Origin of the sequence: Klebsiella sp. D5A (assembly GCF_001620885.1) — a bacterium.
In the GTDB taxonomy this organism is placed as follows: Bacteria; Pseudomonadota; Gammaproteobacteria; order Enterobacterales; family Enterobacteriaceae; genus Klebsiella; species Klebsiella variicola.
The window spans coordinates 113,781-133,075 of sequence record NZ_LOAR01000008.1; the positions used below are offsets into that span (position 1 = coordinate 113,781).

The following is a 19,295-nucleotide window of genomic DNA, read 5'->3' on the forward strand; positions in this document are numbered from 1 at the left end:
TTCCCTTTGAAAATCAAATCAATTATGACAGTGTTGCTACTCATGATTTTTTCGGTACTCTCTGGCTGTTCAACCTATAATCCAGTCAGTCTACAAAAGAAAAGCATTGCGCCGGAAACAAATTACTATGAAGTTCACCCTGCGATATATGTCGGCGATCAGCTTAAATATGGTTTACTGAACGGAGAGCATGGCGAACTGACCGTAGCGAAAATTGAACCAACCCGCATAACGGGCGTAAACGGAAAAGTTCTCCCTTTTTCAGAATTAGCATTTCTGGAACGGAAGGAAATTTCAACAGGTAAAACTGCTGCATTAGTCGGGGGTGGAGTGGCAGCGACAACGGTAGTTTTATTTTTAGCCGGTGTCACCATCATTGGTATAGGTACTGCGGCCGCTCTAACCTCATAAACGGAAATTTTAATCTACCGAGGCATTAAATATGGGAAACAATAGAGTTCTATTTGTATCATTTTTATCCATCATGCTTATTTTCCCTGTAGCGGGTTATGCTAAGAGTACATTGCAGGATCAAACAGGAACACGTGCAGAGAACGTCGCGAAGGCACCTGCGTTGAAATTTAACCGTATTGTCATTACCGGTAACTGTCCTTTTGGCGTCATCATGGCAAATAACCTGGCTTATAAGCATGTTGTGGGCGTAGGTCCATGGGCATTTTTGCACTCTAATATGAAAATCCTTAAAGATATGAAGCCGGATATCGCTCGTATCACAACAAACTTTATTAATAAAGACTATGTGGTTAATATGGAATCTTTACTGAATCTGAAGCCAGATATCATTTATTATTATGGTAAAAGTCAGGATGATAATCTTGAGCGAGCTGGTGTCCCTACAGTTAATCTTGATGAAGGTGGTGATACAAAATTCGAACCTGTTGAAACACAGGTCTACTGGGAGAATATGTATAATCAGACTTTGGGGCTTCCGCCAAGCCACAAATTTGCCGATGCCTGGAAGGCAACGCTCGCTATAGCGCAGCCTTATGTAAATAAGATTAAAGGACAGCATATTCGTGCACTTTATCTTGAACAAAGTGATGGCAAGCAACTTAAGGTAAGTGGGCCAAAAACCTATGGTGATACTTATCTCAAAATGGCAGGAATGGACAATGTTGCCAGTAACCTGGTTGTGAAAGGTGATGCCGGGAGATATATCGCTGTTTCGATGGAGCAAATCATTGAATGGAATCCTGATATTATCTTCGTTGTATTTGGTAGCGCTAAAGACATTCTTGACAATAAAAATCCCGGTCAGGACTGGCGTAATGTGAAGGCGTTCAAGAATAAAATGATCTTTTCCACACCGGTGGGGATACACAACTGGGGCGGGTTGACAGCCGAAACTGCTTTATTACCTTTATATATGATTAATAAATTCAACCCCAATTACATTAGTGACGAGAAAATGAAGGAATTTACACGTTTGCATTATAAAAAGATGTTTAACTATGCGATCCCTGATGCATTACTTGATGATGAGCTCAGCCAACATTAAATGTTGTGTTCAATAAAACAAATATTTCGGGATGACGATGCATGCAGAACAAAAAATACTTATTGGTAATGACAGTGTTGTTGGTATTACTCATTATTATATCAATTTCTTCACTTTTCATCGGACGCTATACGTTATCTTTTAGTGATATGCTAAGAGAATTAGTACACTATGATGGCAAGTACGGTCTGAGTACCGGACTTGCTGTTATTTCCAATCTCCGGTTGCCAAGAATAATTGCTGTCATGATGGTTGGAGCCGGGCTATCGGTAGCGGGATGTACCTATCAGGCTGTACTACGCAATGCGCTGGCGAGTCCGGATGTACTTGGCACATCTTCGGCGGCGGCGTTCGGTGCTGCTTTAGGAATTTTGCTCGGCCTCCCCTTGCAGTTAAGCGCGTTTTCTTCGTTCATGTTTGGCGTTGTTAGCCTGTTTTGCGTTATGGGCCTTTGCCATCTCAAAAAAAATCACAGCGAACTAACCACTATTCTATCAGGTATTATTGTTGCTTCTGTATTCATGTCTTTTGTTTCAATTATTAAATACGTGGCCGATCCACAGGATCAATTACCAGCCATCGTATTCTGGTTAATGGGGAGTTTTGCTTCGTTGGTTAAAGGGCAGGTATATGAATTAATACCTCTGTTTGTGATTTGCTACCTGATAATCTACAGGCTCAGATGGAAAATGAATGTTTTATCACTCGGCGATGACGATGCCAGAATTGCCGGAATGAAACCGCAATCGCTAAAGGCCGCATTGTTAATCACCGCCTCAATTCTGGTCGCCGCATCCGTCACGATTGCCGGTGTGGTTGGCTGGGTCGGTCTGGTGATCCCGCATCTGGTCCGGACGCTTGTCGGCTATAACCATGGAAAGCTTATCCCTGCATCTGCATTATGTGGAGCTCTGTTTTTACTGGTCATCGACAACCTGGCCAGAACAGTGACCTACGCAGAAATCCCAATTGGCATTCTGACTGCGCTAATTGGTGCTCCTCTATTTGCCGTACTCTTCATTATGAGTAATCGCTATGATCGAAGTAAATAATCTCACGTTTGCATTCAAAGGACGTAGCCCTACATTTGAAAACATCAGTTTCTCTTTGCCGGAGGGGGAAATACTGTGCATTCTGGGCCCGAACGGTGTGGGAAAAACCACGTTGCTTAAAACGATAACGGGACTGTACCAACCCTTAAGCGGCACATGCCATATCGGAGGAATAGACGGTAGAAAGGCCCGTCTGGCCCATGTACCGCAGGCAAGGCACATTCAATTTTCCTATAGTGTACTTGATTTTGTTTCATTTGGACGTCCGTTATGCGGTGGTATATTACCCTCTCCCGGAAGCAAGGACCTTGAACAATCTGCACAGATGTTGGCCGATCTTGGTGTTTCATATCTTGAGTCTAAAAACATTAACCAGATTAGCGGCGGTGAACTGCAAATGTGCTATATCGCCAGAGCACTGGTTTCTGAACCAGACATCGTGGTACTTGATGAGCCTGAATCCAATCTGGATTTCAATAACCAGGCACGTATTATTAAGTTATTGCAACAACTATCGCGAGAGAAGAATGTCACTATCATTCTTAACACGCATTTTATAAATCATGCAAACAGTATTGCGGACAAATGTTTGTTGATGAAGAGAAAGGAGTATTTTTTTGGTAATAAAGAGGTGGTTCTCCAGGAGGAGCGTCTTGGTGAATATTTCAATGTCCCCGTAAAACGGTGCTATTTTGAGCATAGAGGTGTGCAAGAGGAGTCATTTGTGATTGCATTATAAATGACAGATAGTGAACATTAAGAATAACCGTTCTATTACCTCGTTATCATTTTCAGGAATGTTGTTTAACTATGTTTTATATTTTTACATCCACACAAATTCAAACGCAACTGAAACCATTTCAATCAAGGGTAGTTTTAAATTGGCTTCAAAAAGATCGCCTTTGTAATAAACAATAGTAACCAATAATATTATTAACTTGCGTAATTATTTCAAGGAGCCATGGAATTTAAATTTATTACACTACCTGGCGTTCTAACGACCGGCCCGATTCATTAGCCGAGGTTATCTAATAAATTATTTAACCACCACTTTATTATCTCTTGATAATATGCCACAAACAATAACATTGAGGTTAAATTATGAAACATAAAATTCTTTTTTATCTGATGCCGGTTATGTTAATACCGGGTGCTGTAAATGCAGCGGAAATCTATAACAAAGACGGAAATAAATTAGATATTTACGGTAAAATTGCCGGCTTACACTACGTCTCTAAAGATAAAAATGCTGATGGCGATCAATCATACGTTCGTAGTGGCTTTAAGGGCGAAACGCAGATCAATAATCAAATCACGGGTTACGGCCAGTGGGAATACAACATTCAGGCAAACAACACCGAGAGTGCCAGCAATCAATCATGGACTCGTCTGGCTTTCGCCGGCCTGAACTTTGGTGACGCCGGATCGTTTGACTATGGACGGAATATTGGCGTGGTCTACGATATAACCTCCTGGACTGACGTCCTTCCCGAGTTCGGCAGTGACGGTAGTAACGGAACCTATGATTCCGATAATTTCATGCAATCCCGTGCGAATGGACTAGCTACATACCGGAATAGTGATTTCTTTGGGCTGATCGATGGTCTTAATTTTGCTCTGCAATATCAGGGAAAAAATGGTAGCACTAGCGGCGAAGATGCTACCAATAATGGTCGGGGCGCACTCAGTCAGAACGGTAACGGATTCGGTACTTCCGTCACCTATGATATCGGAGATGGTTTTAGCGCAGGTGTCGCCTACTCTCATTCCAGACGTACTGATGCTCAGAACAAGCTAGCTGTTGGACGCGGCGATGACGCTGAAACTTATACGGGCGGGCTGAAGTACAATGCGAACAGAGTCTATCTTGCTACACAGTTCACGCAAACCTATAATGCCACTCAGCTGAGGGGGAATGGCGGACAGGATTCCATTAGCGGTTTTGCTAACAAAGCGCAGAACCTGGAAATGGTTGCTCAGTATCAGTTTGACTCGGGCCTGCAACCCTCCATCGCGTACTTACAATCTAAAGGGAAAGATATTGAAGGTTTCGGGGATCAGGATTTATTGAAGTATATAGATGTTGGTACGACATATAACATCAATAAAAATATCTCGACTTATGTTGACTATAAAATAAACCTTCTTAAGGACAACGACTTTACACAACGCGCCGGAATATCAACAGATAACATTGTTGCCGTCGGATTAGCATACCAGTTTTGACACTCTTATCACCCAGTTCAACCTCTTATAGGTTATTATAGGGGTTCGAAAAAGGATAAAAAATGAGAACGCAGAAAAAATGTCTTGCATATGTCTCTATTGTGGTTGATGACTACGATGAGGCTATCGAGTATTACACAGAAAAACTTGGGTTCATGCTTATAGAGGATACACCTCAACCGGGCAAGCGCTGGGTTGTCATTTCACCAAACCCAGAAAGCGATTGTCATTTGTTATTATCAAAAGCATCTAATGAAACGCAGCAGGCCTTTATTGGCAATCAGTGTGGTGGGCGTGTTTTTCTGTTTCTACAAACCGATGATTTTTGGCGGGATTACAACTCAATGAAGGCTGCTGGCGTACATTTCAGTGAAGAGCCGAGAGAAGAAGAATATGGTACCGTAGTGGTCTTTGAAGATCTATACGGTACTCGTTGGGACTTACTGCAAAAAACCTGACAGTAGTCATTCCCAGGCATGGATATTCTCCATGCCTGATCCAAACTTCTACCAGTCGTAGCCAAGGCTGACCGACTCTTCTTCTTTCTCACCGGTGTAGGGGTTGAACTTCGTGGTACCGCTAATACTTATTTTCCCACTTTTCGTCGTATAGGTTTCTTCCTGATAACCCCCGCCGAACATCGATTTCTTTTGCGTGAACTCAGGATAGTTGGCCTTTTCATCATGCCACTTAAGCTGCTTCTCTTTGTATTCAGCAGCAGATGAAGATACTGTACTCGCTGGCTCCGGGCCGCTATAACCATAGCGACCGGCAGGAAGTTCGGCCATTGCGTTAACTGCAATAGCAACCAAAATAAAGGGGATGAAAATAGTGAGTGTATATTTTGTAGTATTATGCATATCCGCTTGCCTACCAGAAGACGATAGAATAATCACACAGGATTAATATTGTTATTTACCAACCGAAGCGAGCGACGCTATCAGTACTATTGCCTGTGCGTCCTCTTTCCTGAAGTCGTTGTATACATTGCTGTCTTAAGTATTCTTTTTTCTGCTCTTTACTCATATGACAGATTTTGTTGAGACCATAGGAGGATGCCAAACTATTATATGGATAAACACCATTGCGCTTTCTCATGGTTTCGGAGCAACAGGTCCGGACATCACCAGAATTGCAAGCTGTCAACACAAACAGCGGAATAACCAAAAATCCATTTCTTAAAACTATCAACACCGAAAATCCTTGTCTATTAAGCAATTTATTACGTAAAATCCGTTCTTTCCATTCTCGTTTTTACGATAGTAACACCGCAAAGAGATGATAACAATAATCATTACCATTTTATCACCTCTGCAGATGAGAGGTCTGAACAGTTTACCCTGTTAAAAGGTCATTATTATGTTGAGTCTGACAGCCACTGCTATTCACTATCGCTTTTGATTAAAACCTGGCTTCGTCGCGGCTATTTTCACTACCTCTTCTTCACCCAAGCCCTTTACCCTTCGATGTCTCCGTTTGTGATCGCCATTCTGATAGCTTCTGCAGTCGCCGCAAGACCTAATCGCTGCCGGGCTGATCGAAGATGGTTTTCGACCGTACGGCGGGAAATTCTCAGCATCGCTGCGATGTCAGCCTGTCTCCGACCGGTTGCAGTCCATGCAAGTACCTCATGTTCATGTCTCGAAAGCGTTCCGCCATTGTGCCCACGAACAAGTCCCATCATTCTGCGCAACGATAGAAAACCGTAACAGCAGCCAGTGGGATCCCTGGTTGCGCCTCTGAGGAGCTGTCGACCTTCTCACCGCCAAAGCTTACCGCCCCCTCCAGCCCCGTGCAGGCCAATCACCGGGGTTTGTAAACCGTGGACGCCACTTTCCTGTGGTTTACGCACAACTCGATACAACTCGCCTGTTTGTTCTGAAAACTTGCTCCAGTAAAATGCTCATCAGTTTCTAATACATGTTGGGTCATCGGGCAACGGCGCATATATGTCTGTTCATCGACGGTTCCACCGTTGTTAAACCAGTCCCCTTCGACCCAGAAAATTCTGTCAATCATGGCCACGTGATATGCAGAAGCAGAATAAAAAACATCGCGGCTCTAGCCTAATCATGTCGCAAATTGGCATACGGCAACCTGTATCTCCAGCAGGCTGTTGCTATTTTCGATAGTGATTGCCGTACGAACTGCATTATTTTCCAGCATGTCGTAGTTCTTTACTGACTTCGCTTAATAAAGCTTTCGCGGCAAGTTGACCTAACGCGTTACCGGCCAGCGGGCTATCGCCGGTCAGCATTTTCCTATCCTGACATGTAGCACCGCTGATATCCGTGTTAACTATCTCAAAACCTATGCTTTTAAGCTGCTCGCCAAATTTCCAGGTCAGGTGGCCTGGCATATACCCAATCTCAGGTGTCTGCGCATCCAGTGTATCCGGGAAAGCGCAAATCTTATACCCAGCAAACAGATCGCTACGTTCAACTGAGAGAAATGCAGCTGGGCCATGACAAAGCGAAATGATGAATTTATCGTGGGCGATGGCCCACTCGAGAAGATTTTTCACTTCGATACTAGCAGGAAGTCCGATAAGTGCGCCATGGCCACCGGGAATAAATATGCCAAGATAATCCGAATTGTCCCCCAGTTCAGTGCTGAGGACATCTGCGAGTTTCAGCGGTGATTTAAAGTGCTGATGGTATTTAGAAAACAGCCCCGTAACTTCAATATCCTCAGTTGGCATGGCCCAATACTCGAACTTTACCGGGTTACCGGATAGAGTGGCAATATCGAAACTAAAGCCTGCTTTATCGAGATGATACATGGGCAACAGCGTTTCTACCGGATGGTTTCCCGTGGAGAAGAAACTCCCGTTATCCATTTGCAAATAGCGCTCGTCGGTACATAACATCAGGATCTTCCAACGTCCCCCTGTGTAAGGTGAAGGATAATTGGCGTCGCTAAGATTTGATCGAGCTGATGTAAACTGGCTTAGTGAGTACGGTGAAGGGAAAAAAGCATCATATTCAGCCGGGTCCGCTGTCGGATGTTTGTCATTGGAGGTAGTTGCAGTCATGATATTCTCCTGAGATTAATGATATAGCCTTGTCACTATAGAATGATCAGATTACATGTAAATAAGGGATTTCCCTCAGGTATACGGCGAAATGCTATTTAAGGCAACCATTAACTCATTGTTTAACATTACACTTAGTATTGTTACCTATGGAAATAGATATCAATACTGCTTGTCGTGCTTAGCTCATCCATGAGCCGTATCCGCTCTCCCTAAATTATGCGCATGCGGCGATCCGCTCATTGAGCGTGGTGCTTATCTTCTCAACCAGCGATGAAATACTTTCCTTGGTTCTCTGATTGCGTTTGATATCAATGTCAAAAGTATCTGTGATTGTACTGGGAAGTCCCCCCAGTAGACATACCCGGTCCGAAAGCATCACGGCTTCTTCAACGCTGTGTGTCACCAGCAGCATCGAGCGTGTATTAATGACCCGCTCTTCCCATAATTCAATCAGATCCTGGCGAAGCTTATTGCCAGTGAAAATATCCAACGCAGAGAATGGTTCATCCATGAGTAAAAGATCCGGCTCAACTGCCAGTGCACGAGCAAACCCGACGCGCTGGCGCATCCCTCCTGAAAGCTCACGCGGGTAGGCTTTTTCATAGCCAGTCAGGCCAATCAAATCCAGCATATCCATTGTTCTTTTATCCACTTCATCAGACGAAAGCCCCTGCGCCTGAAGGCCAAATGCCACACTGTCAAAAACATTTAACCAAGGGAATAACGCAAATGACTGAAAGACCATGCTGGTATTTTTGCCGGGACCGTTGACAGGCAAATCGCAGCACACAATCGTGCCCAAATCAGGTTCGACCAGACCGGCAGCCATTCTCAACAACGTCGATTTACCTGAGCCGGAACGCCCGAGTAATGCAACAATCTTATTCTCTTTGACCTCAAGATTGATATGCTCCAACACCGTGATTTTTTGCTTCCGGTCTTTTTTATAAAATTTGGAGACATTCTTAACTTCCAATACCAAGTTTGAATTTTTCATATTATGTCCTGATAGCGAACTTTTAATTGTTAATCGAATTTGAAACGATTTTCTGCATAGCGATACAGGGGTTGCCAGACGAAAATAATGCACAGCAGCACCATCAAGCACATCGCCAGACATCCTAATGCTTCCTGCGGATTTTGCCCGGCATCGCTGGCGATAGAGATAAAGGCGCCCAGACCATACGTTTGTAGGGTAATTTTTCCCCAGTTTAATACCTCAGCAGCAATCGCAGTATTCCATGCCCCCCCGGCTGCCGAAATAACGCCTGTGACGATATAAGGGAAGACGGCCGGAAGCGTGAATTTAGTCCACCACAGCCATCCGCGAAGATGAAAAATTTTACTCGCCTCAACCATCTGGCTGGGGATCATTGATGTGCCAGCGATGACGTTAAACAGAACATACCATTGTGTACCGAGCATGATCATTGGGATGGTCCAGCTCCCCAAATTCTGGTGCCACGCCACAATCATAAAAGCAATCAACGGATAAAAGACGTTGGCAGGAACCGCAGCGAAAACCTGAATAATTGGCTGGAAAAAACGAACCAGACCGGGCCGTAGACCAATCCAGACACCAAGCGGCGTAAAGATAATGACGCTAAGTACCATGGCGGCAATGACCCGCCCCGCAGTTAACCCCATCCAGCCCGGAAGTGAAGTCAGATACTCCTTAGGAATAAACAACCACAGCTGATGACCGTAGTAAATGCAGCCAACTACGATTGCCAGATACCACAAGCTTGACCACAGCCAGTTCATTTGGCCCAGAATAGCAAACACGCGATGAAGCCGTAATCCATACCAGATTTTTGGTAATACAAACAACCAGAACCGGGAGAACTGTTTACAAACGTGCTCCAGCCCATGTCCAATCATTGAATGACTCAGACAGTGATAGAACCATGAACTGGGTACTTTTCTGTCACTCACATCCTCATATTTAAACTGATGAGCGTAGCGGACTAACGGGCGAAAGAGTAATTGGTCAAAGATGACGATATTAACGATAAGCGCCAATACCCCGCGAATAACACCAGGAACACTACCATCCTGAAGCGCAATACCGATATAAGAACCAACGCCAGGTAAATTTGTACTCCCATTACCTACTGTCAGCATCTCGGAAGCAATCAATGCAAACCAAGCCGCAGACTGCGATACCATCGTATTCCACAGTAACCCGGGAAATGAGTAGATAAACCCCAGCCGCCAGAATTTCTGCCATGGGTTATAGCGGAATGCATCCGCCGCTTCTACCAGTTCGTTAGGCACCACTCTTAGCGTCTGGTACAGCGTCAACATCATATTCCAGGCTTGCGCGGTAAACACGGCAAATATCGCTAAACCCTCAAGCCCCATAACACTATGTGGGTAAAGTCCCAGGAAAAAGGCGGTAGTGAAAGTCAGGAATCCTACTAACGGTACAGACTCCATAAAGTTGACAAAGGGCAAAATAACTCTTCTCATCGGTGCATATTTTGCTGCCAGAACCGCGAAGACAATTGAAAATAGCATTGAGTAAAAAAGCCCGATAACCAGGCGCATAGTGGTGCGCAGCGTATAATAAGGAAGAACATGATAATCCAGGCTAATCACAGGTAAATCACGCCCATTGAATACGCTATGCATCCCCTGCCAACCGTAGATAAATGAAGCAATACTTGCCATAAAAATGAAACAGACGACTACATCATTAAGCCATGAAGTTGTCTTACTTCTGTGTTCTGTCAATGAATACATAATAAGAGTCTCCGCTCATCAATTCACGCGCAGAAAATACCATTCACTGGACGCAAATGAATAATTTAAGATGGAATTTAAAACTCCAAACAGCCACAGAGGTACCCCGTTTTATCCGATCCTCTGTGGCGTATTATGAATTAAGGCAGCAGCGTATTTATATAATCTATAACAGCACGCTGTCTTTTTTGTGCTAATTTATGCAAGAAACGACTAACGAGACTTTTCCTGCCCGGGAAGGTTTTATGAATGAAGAAAGGTGATGAATTCCGCGGTGGTTGGCAGACATTCGCCAACGCTGAAAAAGGAATAGTGCTATCAACATCAATTAAAAACATATAACGTTTGGTTGTGAGCAACATGCTACACCTCATCTAAGTGCATAAAATGAAAGGTCATTCTCGACAGTTTTAAGGCAACTGTAATGACTACCTCCATTGCATCCACCTAATTTCAATGCAGATAGTCAGCCTGTAGCTAGCCCTCTCGATGGAGGCTCATCAGAAATGTTGTGTGTCATATCATGTCTCCTCATGAAGATACTGGATTAATTAAGCGGTATCTGGATATTATTGATAAGCACACCGCACTACATCAATGCTAATGTTATAGCGCAATCTCATGTTCCAGGTAAGATTGCTTCCCATCGGGACCGGCAAGCAGCGCCAGCAATTTTTCGCTAGTTTGCCTTGTTATTGATTGTAGAGTAACTGCTCAATGTCCGACTCCTGTTTTAAAGATGTCCTATTATAACTATGCATCCTCATTCGTAAATAAAAGAATCACTTCTGGTTATGAACTGTTTAGCTATGACAAAATAATAATCCATGTATCCAAATAATACGACATGTTCATTTTGATATATATATTTCCATTGTCACTGAATAATGGTTGTCGGCTAAATTTAATTACAGGGATAAACGTAATGACACATGATTTCATCGAATATCGAGGAGATAGAAAAGTTAGGTAAAGTTGAAAATAATCGCACAATATCTTACATAATCAGGCTTTATTGCCCGCGGAAACTAACATACTTTTATCCATCAAGGTATTTTAAAGAGGAAATTAACATGACGGATAAAATAAAGATTTCACGCCGGAACTTCTTGTTAGGATCTGGCGCCATTACGGCCGCAACCTTAGTCACCGCACCAGAAACATTAGCAAAGAATTTAGCGCCCTCCCCCGTAGCTGATAATCTCACCCACCAACAAGAGGAGGTATTATCCAAAAATTATCGTTATCATTTTAGTGGAAAGCTGCCTGATCAAATCCCCGAAGGCTACAATATTCTACTTATCACATCAGATCAGGAGCGTTATTTTGATCCATATCCGTTCCCCGTACCTGGACGTGAGCGCTTAATGGCATCAGGCACCACATTCACTAACCATCATATTTGCAGTAGTGTTTGTACGCCATCGCGCTCGGTGTTATATACCGGTTTACATATGCCAGAAACCAAAATGTTCGATAATCCTGGTTTCCCGTGGATGCCGGATAGCCTTGACCCTGAATTAGGCACCATTGGTAATATCATGAGTGACATGGGCTATTATCCTGCCTATAAAGGGAAATGGCACCTAAGTACTTTAATGGAAGATCCAGTAACCAAAAACACTGATGGAAGTACTGATCTCGGCATGATACCCAGGATCAAACTACATGAAATTATGGAAGGATATGGTTTTCACGACTATACCGGAATTGGTGACATTATTGGGCATAGCCATGGCGGTTATTTATACGATGAACTCACTGCTGCAGAAGCGATAAACTGGTTGAGAGATAAAGGTAGTGAAATGCAATCTAATAATAAGCCGTGGTTTCTGGCAGTCAACCTGGTTAACCCTCACGACACGATGTACATAGATACAGACAGTGACACCGATAAAAACCAATGGCACGGCGCTCTGATTCTCAACAGTAACTCTTCAACACCAAATAAAGCACCACAAAATACGATTTATCTGGACTCATGGCCCGAGGTTCCGCTCGCCCCCTCCAGACACCAAGCGTTCAGTGAGCATGGCAGACCACCAGCGCATCTTGAGTATCAACTATGTAATGGTTTAATGGTTGGAAATATTGCCGATCAGGATCGGCGCTGGCGAATTCTCCAGGATTACTATTTTAACTGCATTCGGGATAACGATACTCATTTGGTCAGGATCCTCGATGAACTAGATGCGTTAAATTTAACGAAAAATACTATCATTGTTTATACCGCCGATCATGGTGAGTTATGTGGCGCTCACCAGATGAACGGCAAAGGTACTTGTACCTATAAAGAGCAAGTTCATGTGCCAATGATAATCAGTCACCCTGCATTTCCTGGTGGCAGAAAATGTTCATCGCTCACTTCCCATGTAGATATCGCTCCCACCCTGGTTGGCTTGACGGGCAAAGCAAACAAAGCCAAAAGCCTTACACTGAAAAACCGTAAAGGATATGACTTTAGTACACTTTTATTTAATCCAGAATCATCTCCCATTGATGCTATAAGAAAAGGCATTTTATATTGCTACGACATGCTGTTATTTTCTGATGCGACCTATATTGGCAATATGTTTAAAATCATTAGAAATGAAACGTTAAGTAAAGAAGAAAAGCAACAACGTTTTTCTGTACTGTCCCCTGACCTCAGAAAAAGAGGTGGCGTCCGGATGATCTTCGATGGACGATATAAGTTTACACGCTATTTTTCATTACAGCAGCACCATACGCCTCAGACCCCGGATGCACTTTTTAGCCTTAATGATATTGAGTTATATGACTTGAAGACGGATCCCCATGAAATGAACAATCTGGCAAATAATCACCAAAACGTATCCCTAATTTTGAGCATGAACGAAAAATTGAATGCATTGTTCTCAAACGAAATCACAGGAAAAGACGACGGAAGCTGGATCCCTCCCCTTCATGGTATCCGCTGGGATCTCGATCCTGAAAGAGTTCGTCGTTTAATAAGAGATTAATTTTAATTGAGATGAAAACATCATGTATCGTCAATGTCATGTTATGGCTAAACCCGGTGGTGCGAAATGCAACATCGATTGTAAATATTGCTTCTATCATGAAAAGCAGTCGTTATATCCACAGCGTAAGCAGCACTGGAAAATGTCAGAAGAGACTCTGGAGGAGTATGTTAAGCAGCACATCGCGGCACAACACTCCCATCCGGTGACGTTCTCCTGGCAAGGCGGTGAGCCCTTGCTCTTAGGGCTTCCCTTTTTTAAGCGGGTTGTCGAACTCTGTCAGCGCTATGGTCAAGGGGTGAAGATAACGCACACGTTGCAGACCAACGGGATACTGCTTAACGAAGAGTGGGCAACCTTTCTCGCACAGCACCGTTTTATGGTTGGGCTCTCTGTTGATGGGCCCGAAACTCTCCACGATCGTTACCGCATCAGTCATTCGGGGAAAGGTAGCCATCGATTTGTGATGAAAGCATTATCGCTGCTGCATCGCTTCCAGGTCGATTTCAATACGCTGACGGTAGTGGGACACCATAATGTCGCCCACGCCGGTGAGGTCTATGAGTTTCTTAGGCATAGTGGTTCACGCTACATGCAATTCATTCCGCTGGTTGAACGAGTGAGTACAGAAGCAAACCCACGACTCAAATTGGTAACACCCGACGAACGGAAAGCGCGTCTGGCCCCATGGTCAGTACCTTCGAAGCAGTACGGCGAGTTTCTGAGTCAGGTATTTGACATCTGGATCCGCCGGGATATTGGCCAGATTGCGGTGCAAATGTTTGATGTCGCCATTGCGGCCTGGACTCGACAACCAGCCGTACTATGCGTTCATGCGGAGACCTGTGGACATGCTTTTGCATTAGAGGCGAATGGCGATCTGTACAATTGCGATCACTATGTCTATCCGCAACATCTTCTTGGTAATATCCATCATGATAGTATTGATGCAATCAATAACAGTGAAGCCGCCATGGCGTTTGGTCTGGCCAAAAAGTTAACCCTCACCGATGACTGCAAAGTCTGTCAGTTTCGCTTTGCCTGTCAGGGGGGCTGTCCAAAACATCGCTTTAGCCGGTCGTCGTCAGGCACGGCAGGGCATAATTATCTGTGCGCGGGTTATCAGCATTTTTTCAAGCATATTCAGCCCGTTATGAACCTGTGGGCTGCGTTGCTGGCTCGAGGCTGTCCCCCTGCGGCTCTGATACAGTATTTGCGCAAGCAGCATCGATTCTCACTTCGTCGAGCGCGGTAAAGAATTGCTGCAATAGTCGAGAGCGAGTTTCCTTGCGGTGGAACATCACCATTGGAATGGTGAGCGTTTCTATCAACGGTATATAGGCTATCCCGGGCATTGAAATCAAACGGGCTGAGGCCGGTGCCACGGTCATTCCGTAACCAGAGGCAATGAGCAGTAGCGCCGAGTCGTACTGCTCTACCTCAATGACTCGCTGAGGTTTCACATCGAGTGAAACCAGTCGTGCCAGTAACTCATCGGCAAGGCTCGGTCTTTTTTGGTTGGTATAAATGATGAATCGTCCCCCGTTAAACGTGGCCAGTGAAACAGCGCAACCGCGTTTGGCCCGGGGATGTGTTTGTGGTAATACGGCGATAAGCTGTTCCTGATACAGCGTGATTTGTTCTATATCATCAGCAACCACATTGATTCGGCCTATACCAATATCAATATGCCCAGCACGTAGCGCTTCCACCTGCTGTATACTGTTCATCTCTACTACCTGAACTTCTACTTCAGGACACAACTGTATGAAACGTCTGACAACGGACGCTAAATGGGCGTGAAAATTGGCTGAGACAAAACCAATTTTGATTACGTTGACTTCCGGATGAAACATGCGCTGCGCGTAGCCTTGCATCTGTTCTGTGCGCTGCAAAATCTCTTTTGCTTGCTGATAAATAAGCGCCCCCGCTACGGTTGTCTTTAATGGCCGGGAACGCCTGTCGATGAGTTCCCCACCCATTTCATTCTCCAGCTCCTGGATCCGCTGGCTTAATGGTGGTTGCGATATACAAAGATGAGCGGCGGCTCTGGAAAATGAGCCTAATTCCACCACGGTGACAAAATACTTTAAACGCCTTAGATCCATCGAGCCCTCCTGGTTGTAAGAAAATGATACAACTCTATATCAAGCTGATATTCTGAAGACCATAATGATATTTCAATAGCGGACTTTTTTAAAACATACTTTGAAGCTCGTTTAATATCAGTATAAATATACGGAAGAGTATTTCAATATGAAAAATAAAATTGCATTAGAGGAACATTTCGCTACTGAGGATACTTTAGAAGACTCCTATGACTCTATCTATCCAGAGAAATGGCATGAAATTAAATATCATATTCAGGCGGTCGGCGAGCAACGTCTACGTCAAATGGATAACGCGGGTATTGAGTTGGCAATAGTGTCATTAAATGCACCTGCTATTCAGCGCATCCACGATCCTGTTCGTGCTATAGAGGTCGCGCATAGAGCCAATGATGCGCTGGCGGAACAGATCGAAAAACATCGCGATCGCTTTCGTGGATTCGCCGCTTTGCCAATGCAAGACCCGGATGCTGCTACGGAAGAAATGACCCGATGTTTTGTGGATTTGGGGTTCGTAGGTGCACTGGTCAACGGTTTTTCTCAACATGAAAGTGAGGATACCGCTCTTTATCTCGACGATGGTCGTTATGATGCATTCTGGGAGGTGTTTGCCGCCTTCCAGCGCCCTTTTTATCTCCACCCACGTAATCCGCTCCCGTCCCGAGCGCAGGTCTACCAGGGGCATCCCTGGCTACTGGGGTCTGCCTGGGCGTTTGGCGTTGAAACAGCCACTCATGCGTTGCGCCTGATGGGTTCAGGATTGTTTGACCGTCATCCTGATCTCCAGCTCGTTCTGGGTCACCTTGGCGAAGGTTTACCTGCCCTTATCTGGCGAATTGATCATCGGGTTGAGAATGAGCCACGAGGGTATCCGTGCAGCCATTCTTTCCAGCACTACTTTAGCCATAATTTTCACGTAACCACCTCTGGAAATTTCCGCAGCTCCGCTCTGCAAGTTGCTCTTCAGGAACTTGGCATTGAACGCATAATGTTCTCTACGGATTTTCCCTTTGAAGAGATGCAATGGGCATCAGACTGGTTTGATACACTACCGCTCAGTGAAAATGATAAATTGAAAATATCTCGTCACAATGCGCTGAATTTATTTAATCTTCCTCACTAATTAAAAGCCTATGAGGTCTGCGTCAGACCTCATTTTAAGTGCGTCTGTTAACAATTTATTGAATTAATATGTCATACCATGAGATTCACGTGACTTAGGTTTAAAGGATGAACGATGTCAATGATTCGACTGACCGGAGTATTTTTACTTCCCGGGTTATTATTGGGCTGTGGCGATCTGGATCAAATTGACATTCATCCGGAACTGAGGACGACGTTGATTGACCGTCCGCGCCTGGAGGTCGAACAGTGTTTGGGTAAGGCTGCGAAAGTGCATCAGTTGCATTTAGTCCACAGCGGGATTCTTCCCGACAATACCGATAAATTGTTGCTCCAGGGAATTCAGCAAAAGAATATTGCTGAAGTTGAGATCAGTGCGAGGGGAAACGATGTAACAGCAGTTGATTTTTATTACCTGCCACACAGCGTAAACCGTTTTGATGACATTGAAGCAATACTTGCGGCATGCAAAAGGTAACGGCAATCGAATTAATTATGAAACTACTCATCCACTCTATCCTGCTCTCCGCACTTTGTCTCTACGCCACTCAGGTCATGGCCTTTCAGAGCACATCACCAGAGCTGCCTTTTTCTACTGAACAGCCAGTACGTTCGGAGCAACAGATCCAGCAATATGTCTACTCAGAACAACATGAGCCGTTACAGACAACACCGCTGGGAAACTGTCACGCCAGCCCAGTTCCGGGTTGTAACTATCCCTCTGAAGCAGAGAAGGAATAAAGCGATCATCGTCCGGACGGCTAACCGGCGGTGCTCTTACTGTAACGTCTTCATAGTAATTGGGTGAGTCGTCGGCGGCATATCGTATTTTCCATGTGTGATACCTGTGCCGTTACGCTCAGCCAGCAGAGGGCGGAAATTGATGGCCGTTTTGCTAGTTTCTGCCTCAACCAACGTCTTCCCTTGTATCTCACTATTGGTCGTGTTTTGCGTATCTCAGCGGGCTGGCCTGGCGCCAGCCCGCTCGGTTTACAGCACCTTGCTGAGGAACGCGGCGGTGCGTGGGTTGCTCGGCGCGCTAAAGATCTGCCCCGGCTTGCCCTCTTCCTGAATCACGCCCTGGTCGATGAAGATCACTCTGTCGGCTACTTCGCGGGCAAAGCCCATTTCGTGAGTCACGATCACCATGGTCATCCCCTCGCTGGCGAGGTTTTTCATCACCTCCAGCACGTCGCCCACCAGCTCCGGATCCAGCGCCGAAGTGGGCTCATCGAACAGCATAATCGACGGCTTCATCGCCAGCGCACGGGCGATGGCTACCCGCTGCTGCTGGCCGCCGGACAGGCTCGAGGGCCAGGCGTCGCGCTTATCGCTTAAGCCCACCTTCGCCAGCAAGGCGTCCGCCAGGTCGACCGCCTGCTGGCGCGGCATATTGCGCAGATTCATCGGCGCCATAATCAGGTTTTCCAGCACCGTCATATGCGGGAACAGGTTAAAGCGCTGGAACACCATGCCGACGCTTTCGCGCATCTTGTTGAGGTCGGTGGTCCGGTCGTGGGCGGCAAAGCCGTTAACCACCACCTCGCCTTCGCTGACCGTTTCCAGGGCGTTCATGCAGCGCAGGAAGGTACTTTTTCCCGAGCCGGACGGGCCGATGATGCACACCACTTCCTGCGGTTTAATATCGCAGCTAATGCCGCGCAGCACGTGGCTGTCGCCGAAGCGCTTATGTAAGTTATTAATGTGAATCACTTTTGCCAAACCTCTTTTCCAGACGGTTAACCAGCTGCGCCAGCAGGAAGGTGATCACCCAGTAGACCAGGGAGATGGTCAGGTAGGGTTCCCAGTAGGTGGCGTAGGCGCCGGAGACGGTGCGCGCGGCGTAGGCCAGATCGGCCAGGCCAATCGCCGAAGCCAGCGACGAGTCTTTAACAATGGCGATGGCGTTGTTGCCCAGCGGCGGCAGAATGCGGCGAAACGCCTGCGGCAGGATCACCTTGCGCATGGTTTTCCACCACGGCATGCCCAGCGCGCGGGAGGCCTCCATCTGCCCTTTGTCGATCGACTGGATGCCGGCGCGGAAAATCTCCGACACATAGGCTCCGGCGTTAAGGGTGATCGCCACGATGCAGGAGAGGAACGCCCCGTAGCTGGCGCGCAGCTCGCGGGCAAAGTCAGCGCTCATCAGGCCGCTGGTCACCAGCAGGCCGTCGCGCGGGTTGATAAACAGCGGCACCAGCGCAAAGTGCACCACCATAATCTGCACGAACAGCGGCGTACCGCGGAAGGCGCTAACGTAAAAACGCACCGGAAACTGCACCAGGTAGCGGAGAATATATTTCCACGGCCCGTGCTCGGCCTTCGCCATCCGCCCGAGACCGAGAGTTAACCCCCACAGCGTCCCGAGGATCACGCAGATAATGGTACATTTAATCGTCATCAGGGCGCCGTCCACAAACAGCGGGCCGTACTCCTCGATGATCTCCCAACGGAATCCCGTCATAGTCCTTCCCTAAAAAATACGGCTATCGCCTGGGCGATAGC

Annotated in this window: 19 protein-coding genes; 11 read left to right on the top strand and 8 right to left on the bottom strand. The window is 45.8% G+C overall.

Annotation, left to right across the window (positions count from 1 at the left end; genetic code table 11):
- Positions 1–6 precede the first annotated feature (6 nt).
- The 6 genes from AS136_RS13400 to AS136_RS13425 all read left to right on the top strand — a co-directional run bounded on the left by AS136_RS13400 (position 7) and on the right by AS136_RS13425 (position 5,255).
- A complete protein-coding gene (locus AS136_RS13400; protein WP_032736176.1) occupies positions 7–411 on the top strand; it encodes a hypothetical protein in 405 nt (134 codons plus the stop codon).
- A gap of 31 nt (positions 412–442) precedes the next feature.
- Positions 443–1,519 carry an ABC transporter substrate-binding protein gene (locus AS136_RS13405; RefSeq protein WP_023322801.1) on the top strand — a complete coding sequence of 359 codons (1,077 nt, stop codon included), beginning with the start codon at positions 443–445 and terminating at the stop codon, positions 1,517–1,519.
- 41 nt (positions 1,520–1,560) lie between these two features.
- Positions 1,561–2,571: a FecCD family ABC transporter permease gene (locus tag AS136_RS13410; protein WP_023322802.1), complete on the top strand. Its 1,011-nt coding sequence runs from the start codon at positions 1,561–1,563 to the stop codon at positions 2,569–2,571.
- Positions 2,555–3,310: an ABC transporter ATP-binding protein gene (locus tag AS136_RS13415; protein WP_032735846.1), complete on the top strand. Its 756-nt coding sequence runs from the start codon at positions 2,555–2,557 to the stop codon at positions 3,308–3,310. Before AS136_RS13410 ends, AS136_RS13415 begins: the two co-directional genes overlap by 17 nt.
- Positions 3,311–3,672: 362 nt before the next feature.
- Positions 3,673–4,797 (top strand): porin OmpC, encoded by a 1,125-nt coding sequence (ompC, locus tag AS136_RS13420; RefSeq protein ID WP_023322804.1) that lies wholly within the window; start codon positions 3,673–3,675, stop codon positions 4,795–4,797.
- Between the two features lie 62 nt (positions 4,798–4,859).
- Complete coding sequence (locus AS136_RS13425; protein WP_023322805.1) at positions 4,860–5,255, top strand: VOC family protein; 396 nt, start codon at positions 4,860–4,862, stop codon at positions 5,253–5,255.
- 48 nt (positions 5,256–5,303) lie between these two features.
- On the opposite strand, the gene AS136_RS13430 is transcribed toward AS136_RS13425, so the two are convergent.
- The 5 genes from AS136_RS13430 to AS136_RS13445 form a co-directional block, all read right to left on the bottom strand.
- On the bottom strand, positions 5,304–5,657 hold the full coding sequence (locus tag AS136_RS13430) for a hypothetical protein (RefSeq protein ID WP_023322806.1): 354 nt from the start codon (positions 5,655–5,657) through the stop codon (positions 5,304–5,306).
- Between the two features lie 596 nt (positions 5,658–6,253).
- Positions 6,254–6,481, bottom strand: a complete 228-nt coding sequence (locus AS136_RS29005) for a LuxR C-terminal-related transcriptional regulator (protein ID WP_306058802.1) — start codon at positions 6,479–6,481, stop codon at positions 6,254–6,256.
- Positions 6,482–6,949: 468 nt separating this feature from the next.
- Entirely contained in the window at positions 6,950–7,831 is an 882-nt protein-coding gene (hchA, locus tag AS136_RS13435; protein WP_023322807.1) for a glyoxalase III HchA, read from the bottom strand.
- Between the two features lie 217 nt (positions 7,832–8,048).
- Positions 8,049–8,954, bottom strand: a complete 906-nt coding sequence (locus tag AS136_RS13440; protein WP_228140421.1) for an ABC transporter ATP-binding protein — start codon at positions 8,952–8,954, stop codon at positions 8,049–8,051.
- Entirely contained in the window at positions 8,861–10,579 is a 1,719-nt protein-coding gene (locus tag AS136_RS13445; protein WP_023322809.1) for an ABC transporter permease, read from the bottom strand. The genes AS136_RS13440 and AS136_RS13445 overlap by 94 nt, the downstream gene beginning before the upstream one ends.
- 1,067 nt (positions 10,580–11,646) lie before the next feature.
- On the opposite strand from AS136_RS13445, the gene AS136_RS13450 reads away from it, so the two are divergent.
- Together AS136_RS13450 and AS136_RS26835 are read left to right on the top strand one after the other, a co-directional pair.
- On the top strand, positions 11,647–13,560 hold the full coding sequence (locus tag AS136_RS13450; RefSeq protein WP_086070306.1) for a sulfatase-like hydrolase/transferase: 1,914 nt from the start codon (positions 11,647–11,649) through the stop codon (positions 13,558–13,560).
- 22 nt (positions 13,561–13,582) lie between these two features.
- Positions 13,583–14,815 carry an anaerobic sulfatase maturase gene (locus tag AS136_RS26835; RefSeq protein ID WP_023322811.1) on the top strand — a complete coding sequence of 411 codons (1,233 nt, stop codon included), beginning with the start codon at positions 13,583–13,585 and terminating at the stop codon, positions 14,813–14,815.
- Here AS136_RS26835 and AS136_RS13460 read toward each other — a convergent pair.
- On the bottom strand, positions 14,712–15,668 hold the full coding sequence (locus AS136_RS13460) for a LysR family transcriptional regulator (RefSeq protein ID WP_023322812.1): 957 nt from the start codon (positions 15,666–15,668) through the stop codon (positions 14,712–14,714). The genes AS136_RS26835 and AS136_RS13460 overlap by 104 nt on opposite strands.
- A 148-nt stretch (positions 15,669–15,816) precedes the next feature.
- Between AS136_RS13460 and AS136_RS13465 the strand changes: the two genes are divergently transcribed.
- The 3 genes from AS136_RS13465 (at position 15,817) to AS136_RS28190 (ending at position 17,531) form a co-directional block, all read left to right on the top strand.
- Positions 15,817–16,791 (top strand): amidohydrolase family protein, encoded by a 975-nt coding sequence (locus AS136_RS13465; RefSeq protein ID WP_023322813.1) that lies wholly within the window; start codon positions 15,817–15,819, stop codon positions 16,789–16,791.
- Between the two features lie 114 nt (positions 16,792–16,905).
- Complete coding sequence (locus tag AS136_RS13470) at positions 16,906–17,268, top strand: hypothetical protein (protein ID WP_023322814.1); 363 nt, start codon at positions 16,906–16,908, stop codon at positions 17,266–17,268.
- Positions 17,269–17,285: 17 nt separating this feature from the next.
- Positions 17,286–17,531 carry a hypothetical protein gene (locus tag AS136_RS28190; protein ID WP_123836844.1) on the top strand — a complete coding sequence of 82 codons (246 nt, stop codon included), beginning with the start codon at positions 17,286–17,288 and terminating at the stop codon, positions 17,529–17,531.
- 249 nt (positions 17,532–17,780) lie between these two features.
- On the opposite strand, the gene AS136_RS13475 is transcribed toward AS136_RS28190, so the two are convergent.
- Together AS136_RS13475 and AS136_RS13480 are read right to left on the bottom strand one after the other, a co-directional pair.
- Positions 17,781–18,503 carry an amino acid ABC transporter ATP-binding protein gene (locus tag AS136_RS13475; RefSeq protein ID WP_012967953.1) on the bottom strand — a complete coding sequence of 241 codons (723 nt, stop codon included), beginning with the start codon at positions 18,501–18,503 and terminating at the stop codon, positions 17,781–17,783.
- Positions 18,490–19,254: an amino acid ABC transporter permease gene (locus tag AS136_RS13480; RefSeq protein ID WP_004151161.1), complete on the bottom strand. Its 765-nt coding sequence runs from the start codon at positions 19,252–19,254 to the stop codon at positions 18,490–18,492. Before AS136_RS13480 ends, AS136_RS13475 begins: the two co-directional genes overlap by 14 nt.
- Positions 19,255–19,295 lie beyond the last annotated feature (41 nt).

Excerpts from the sequence above, each read along its gene's own strand:
- AS136_RS13405 (WP_023322801.1), top strand. The coding sequence starts at position 443 with ATGGGAAACAATAGAGTTCTATTTGTATCATTTTTATCCATCATGCTT.
- AS136_RS13410 (WP_023322802.1), top strand. The coding sequence starts at position 1,561 with ATGCAGAACAAAAAATACTTATTGGTAATGACAGTGTTGTTGGTATTA.
- AS136_RS13415 (WP_032735846.1), top strand. The coding sequence starts at position 2,555 with ATGATCGAAGTAAATAATCTCACGTTTGCATTCAAAGGACGTAGCCCT.
- ompC (WP_023322804.1), top strand. The coding sequence starts at position 3,673 with ATGAAACATAAAATTCTTTTTTATCTGATGCCGGTTATGTTAATACCG.
- AS136_RS13425 (WP_023322805.1), top strand. The coding sequence starts at position 4,860 with ATGAGAACGCAGAAAAAATGTCTTGCATATGTCTCTATTGTGGTTGAT.
- AS136_RS13430 (WP_023322806.1), bottom strand. The coding sequence starts at position 5,657 with ATGCATAATACTACAAAATATACACTCACTATTTTCATCCCCTTTATT.
- AS136_RS29005 (WP_306058802.1), bottom strand. The coding sequence starts at position 6,481 with ATGATGGGACTTGTTCGTGGGCACAATGGCGGAACGCTTTCGAGACAT.
- hchA (WP_023322807.1), bottom strand. The coding sequence starts at position 7,831 with ATGACTGCAACTACCTCCAATGACAAACATCCGACAGCGGACCCGGCT.
- AS136_RS13440 (WP_228140421.1), bottom strand. The coding sequence starts at position 8,954 with ATGTCTGGCGATGTGCTTGATGGTGCTGCTGTGCATTATTTTCGTCTG.
- AS136_RS13445 (WP_023322809.1), bottom strand. The coding sequence starts at position 10,579 with ATGTATTCATTGACAGAACACAGAAGTAAGACAACTTCATGGCTTAAT.
- AS136_RS26835 (WP_023322811.1), top strand. The coding sequence starts at position 13,583 with ATGTATCGTCAATGTCATGTTATGGCTAAACCCGGTGGTGCGAAATGC.
- AS136_RS13460 (WP_023322812.1), bottom strand. The coding sequence starts at position 15,668 with ATGGATCTAAGGCGTTTAAAGTATTTTGTCACCGTGGTGGAATTAGGC.
- AS136_RS13465 (WP_023322813.1), top strand. The coding sequence starts at position 15,817 with ATGAAAAATAAAATTGCATTAGAGGAACATTTCGCTACTGAGGATACT.
- AS136_RS13470 (WP_023322814.1), top strand. The coding sequence starts at position 16,906 with ATGTCAATGATTCGACTGACCGGAGTATTTTTACTTCCCGGGTTATTA.
- AS136_RS28190 (WP_123836844.1), top strand. The coding sequence starts at position 17,286 with ATGAAACTACTCATCCACTCTATCCTGCTCTCCGCACTTTGTCTCTAC.
- AS136_RS13480 (WP_004151161.1), bottom strand. The coding sequence starts at position 19,254 with ATGACGGGATTCCGTTGGGAGATCATCGAGGAGTACGGCCCGCTGTTT.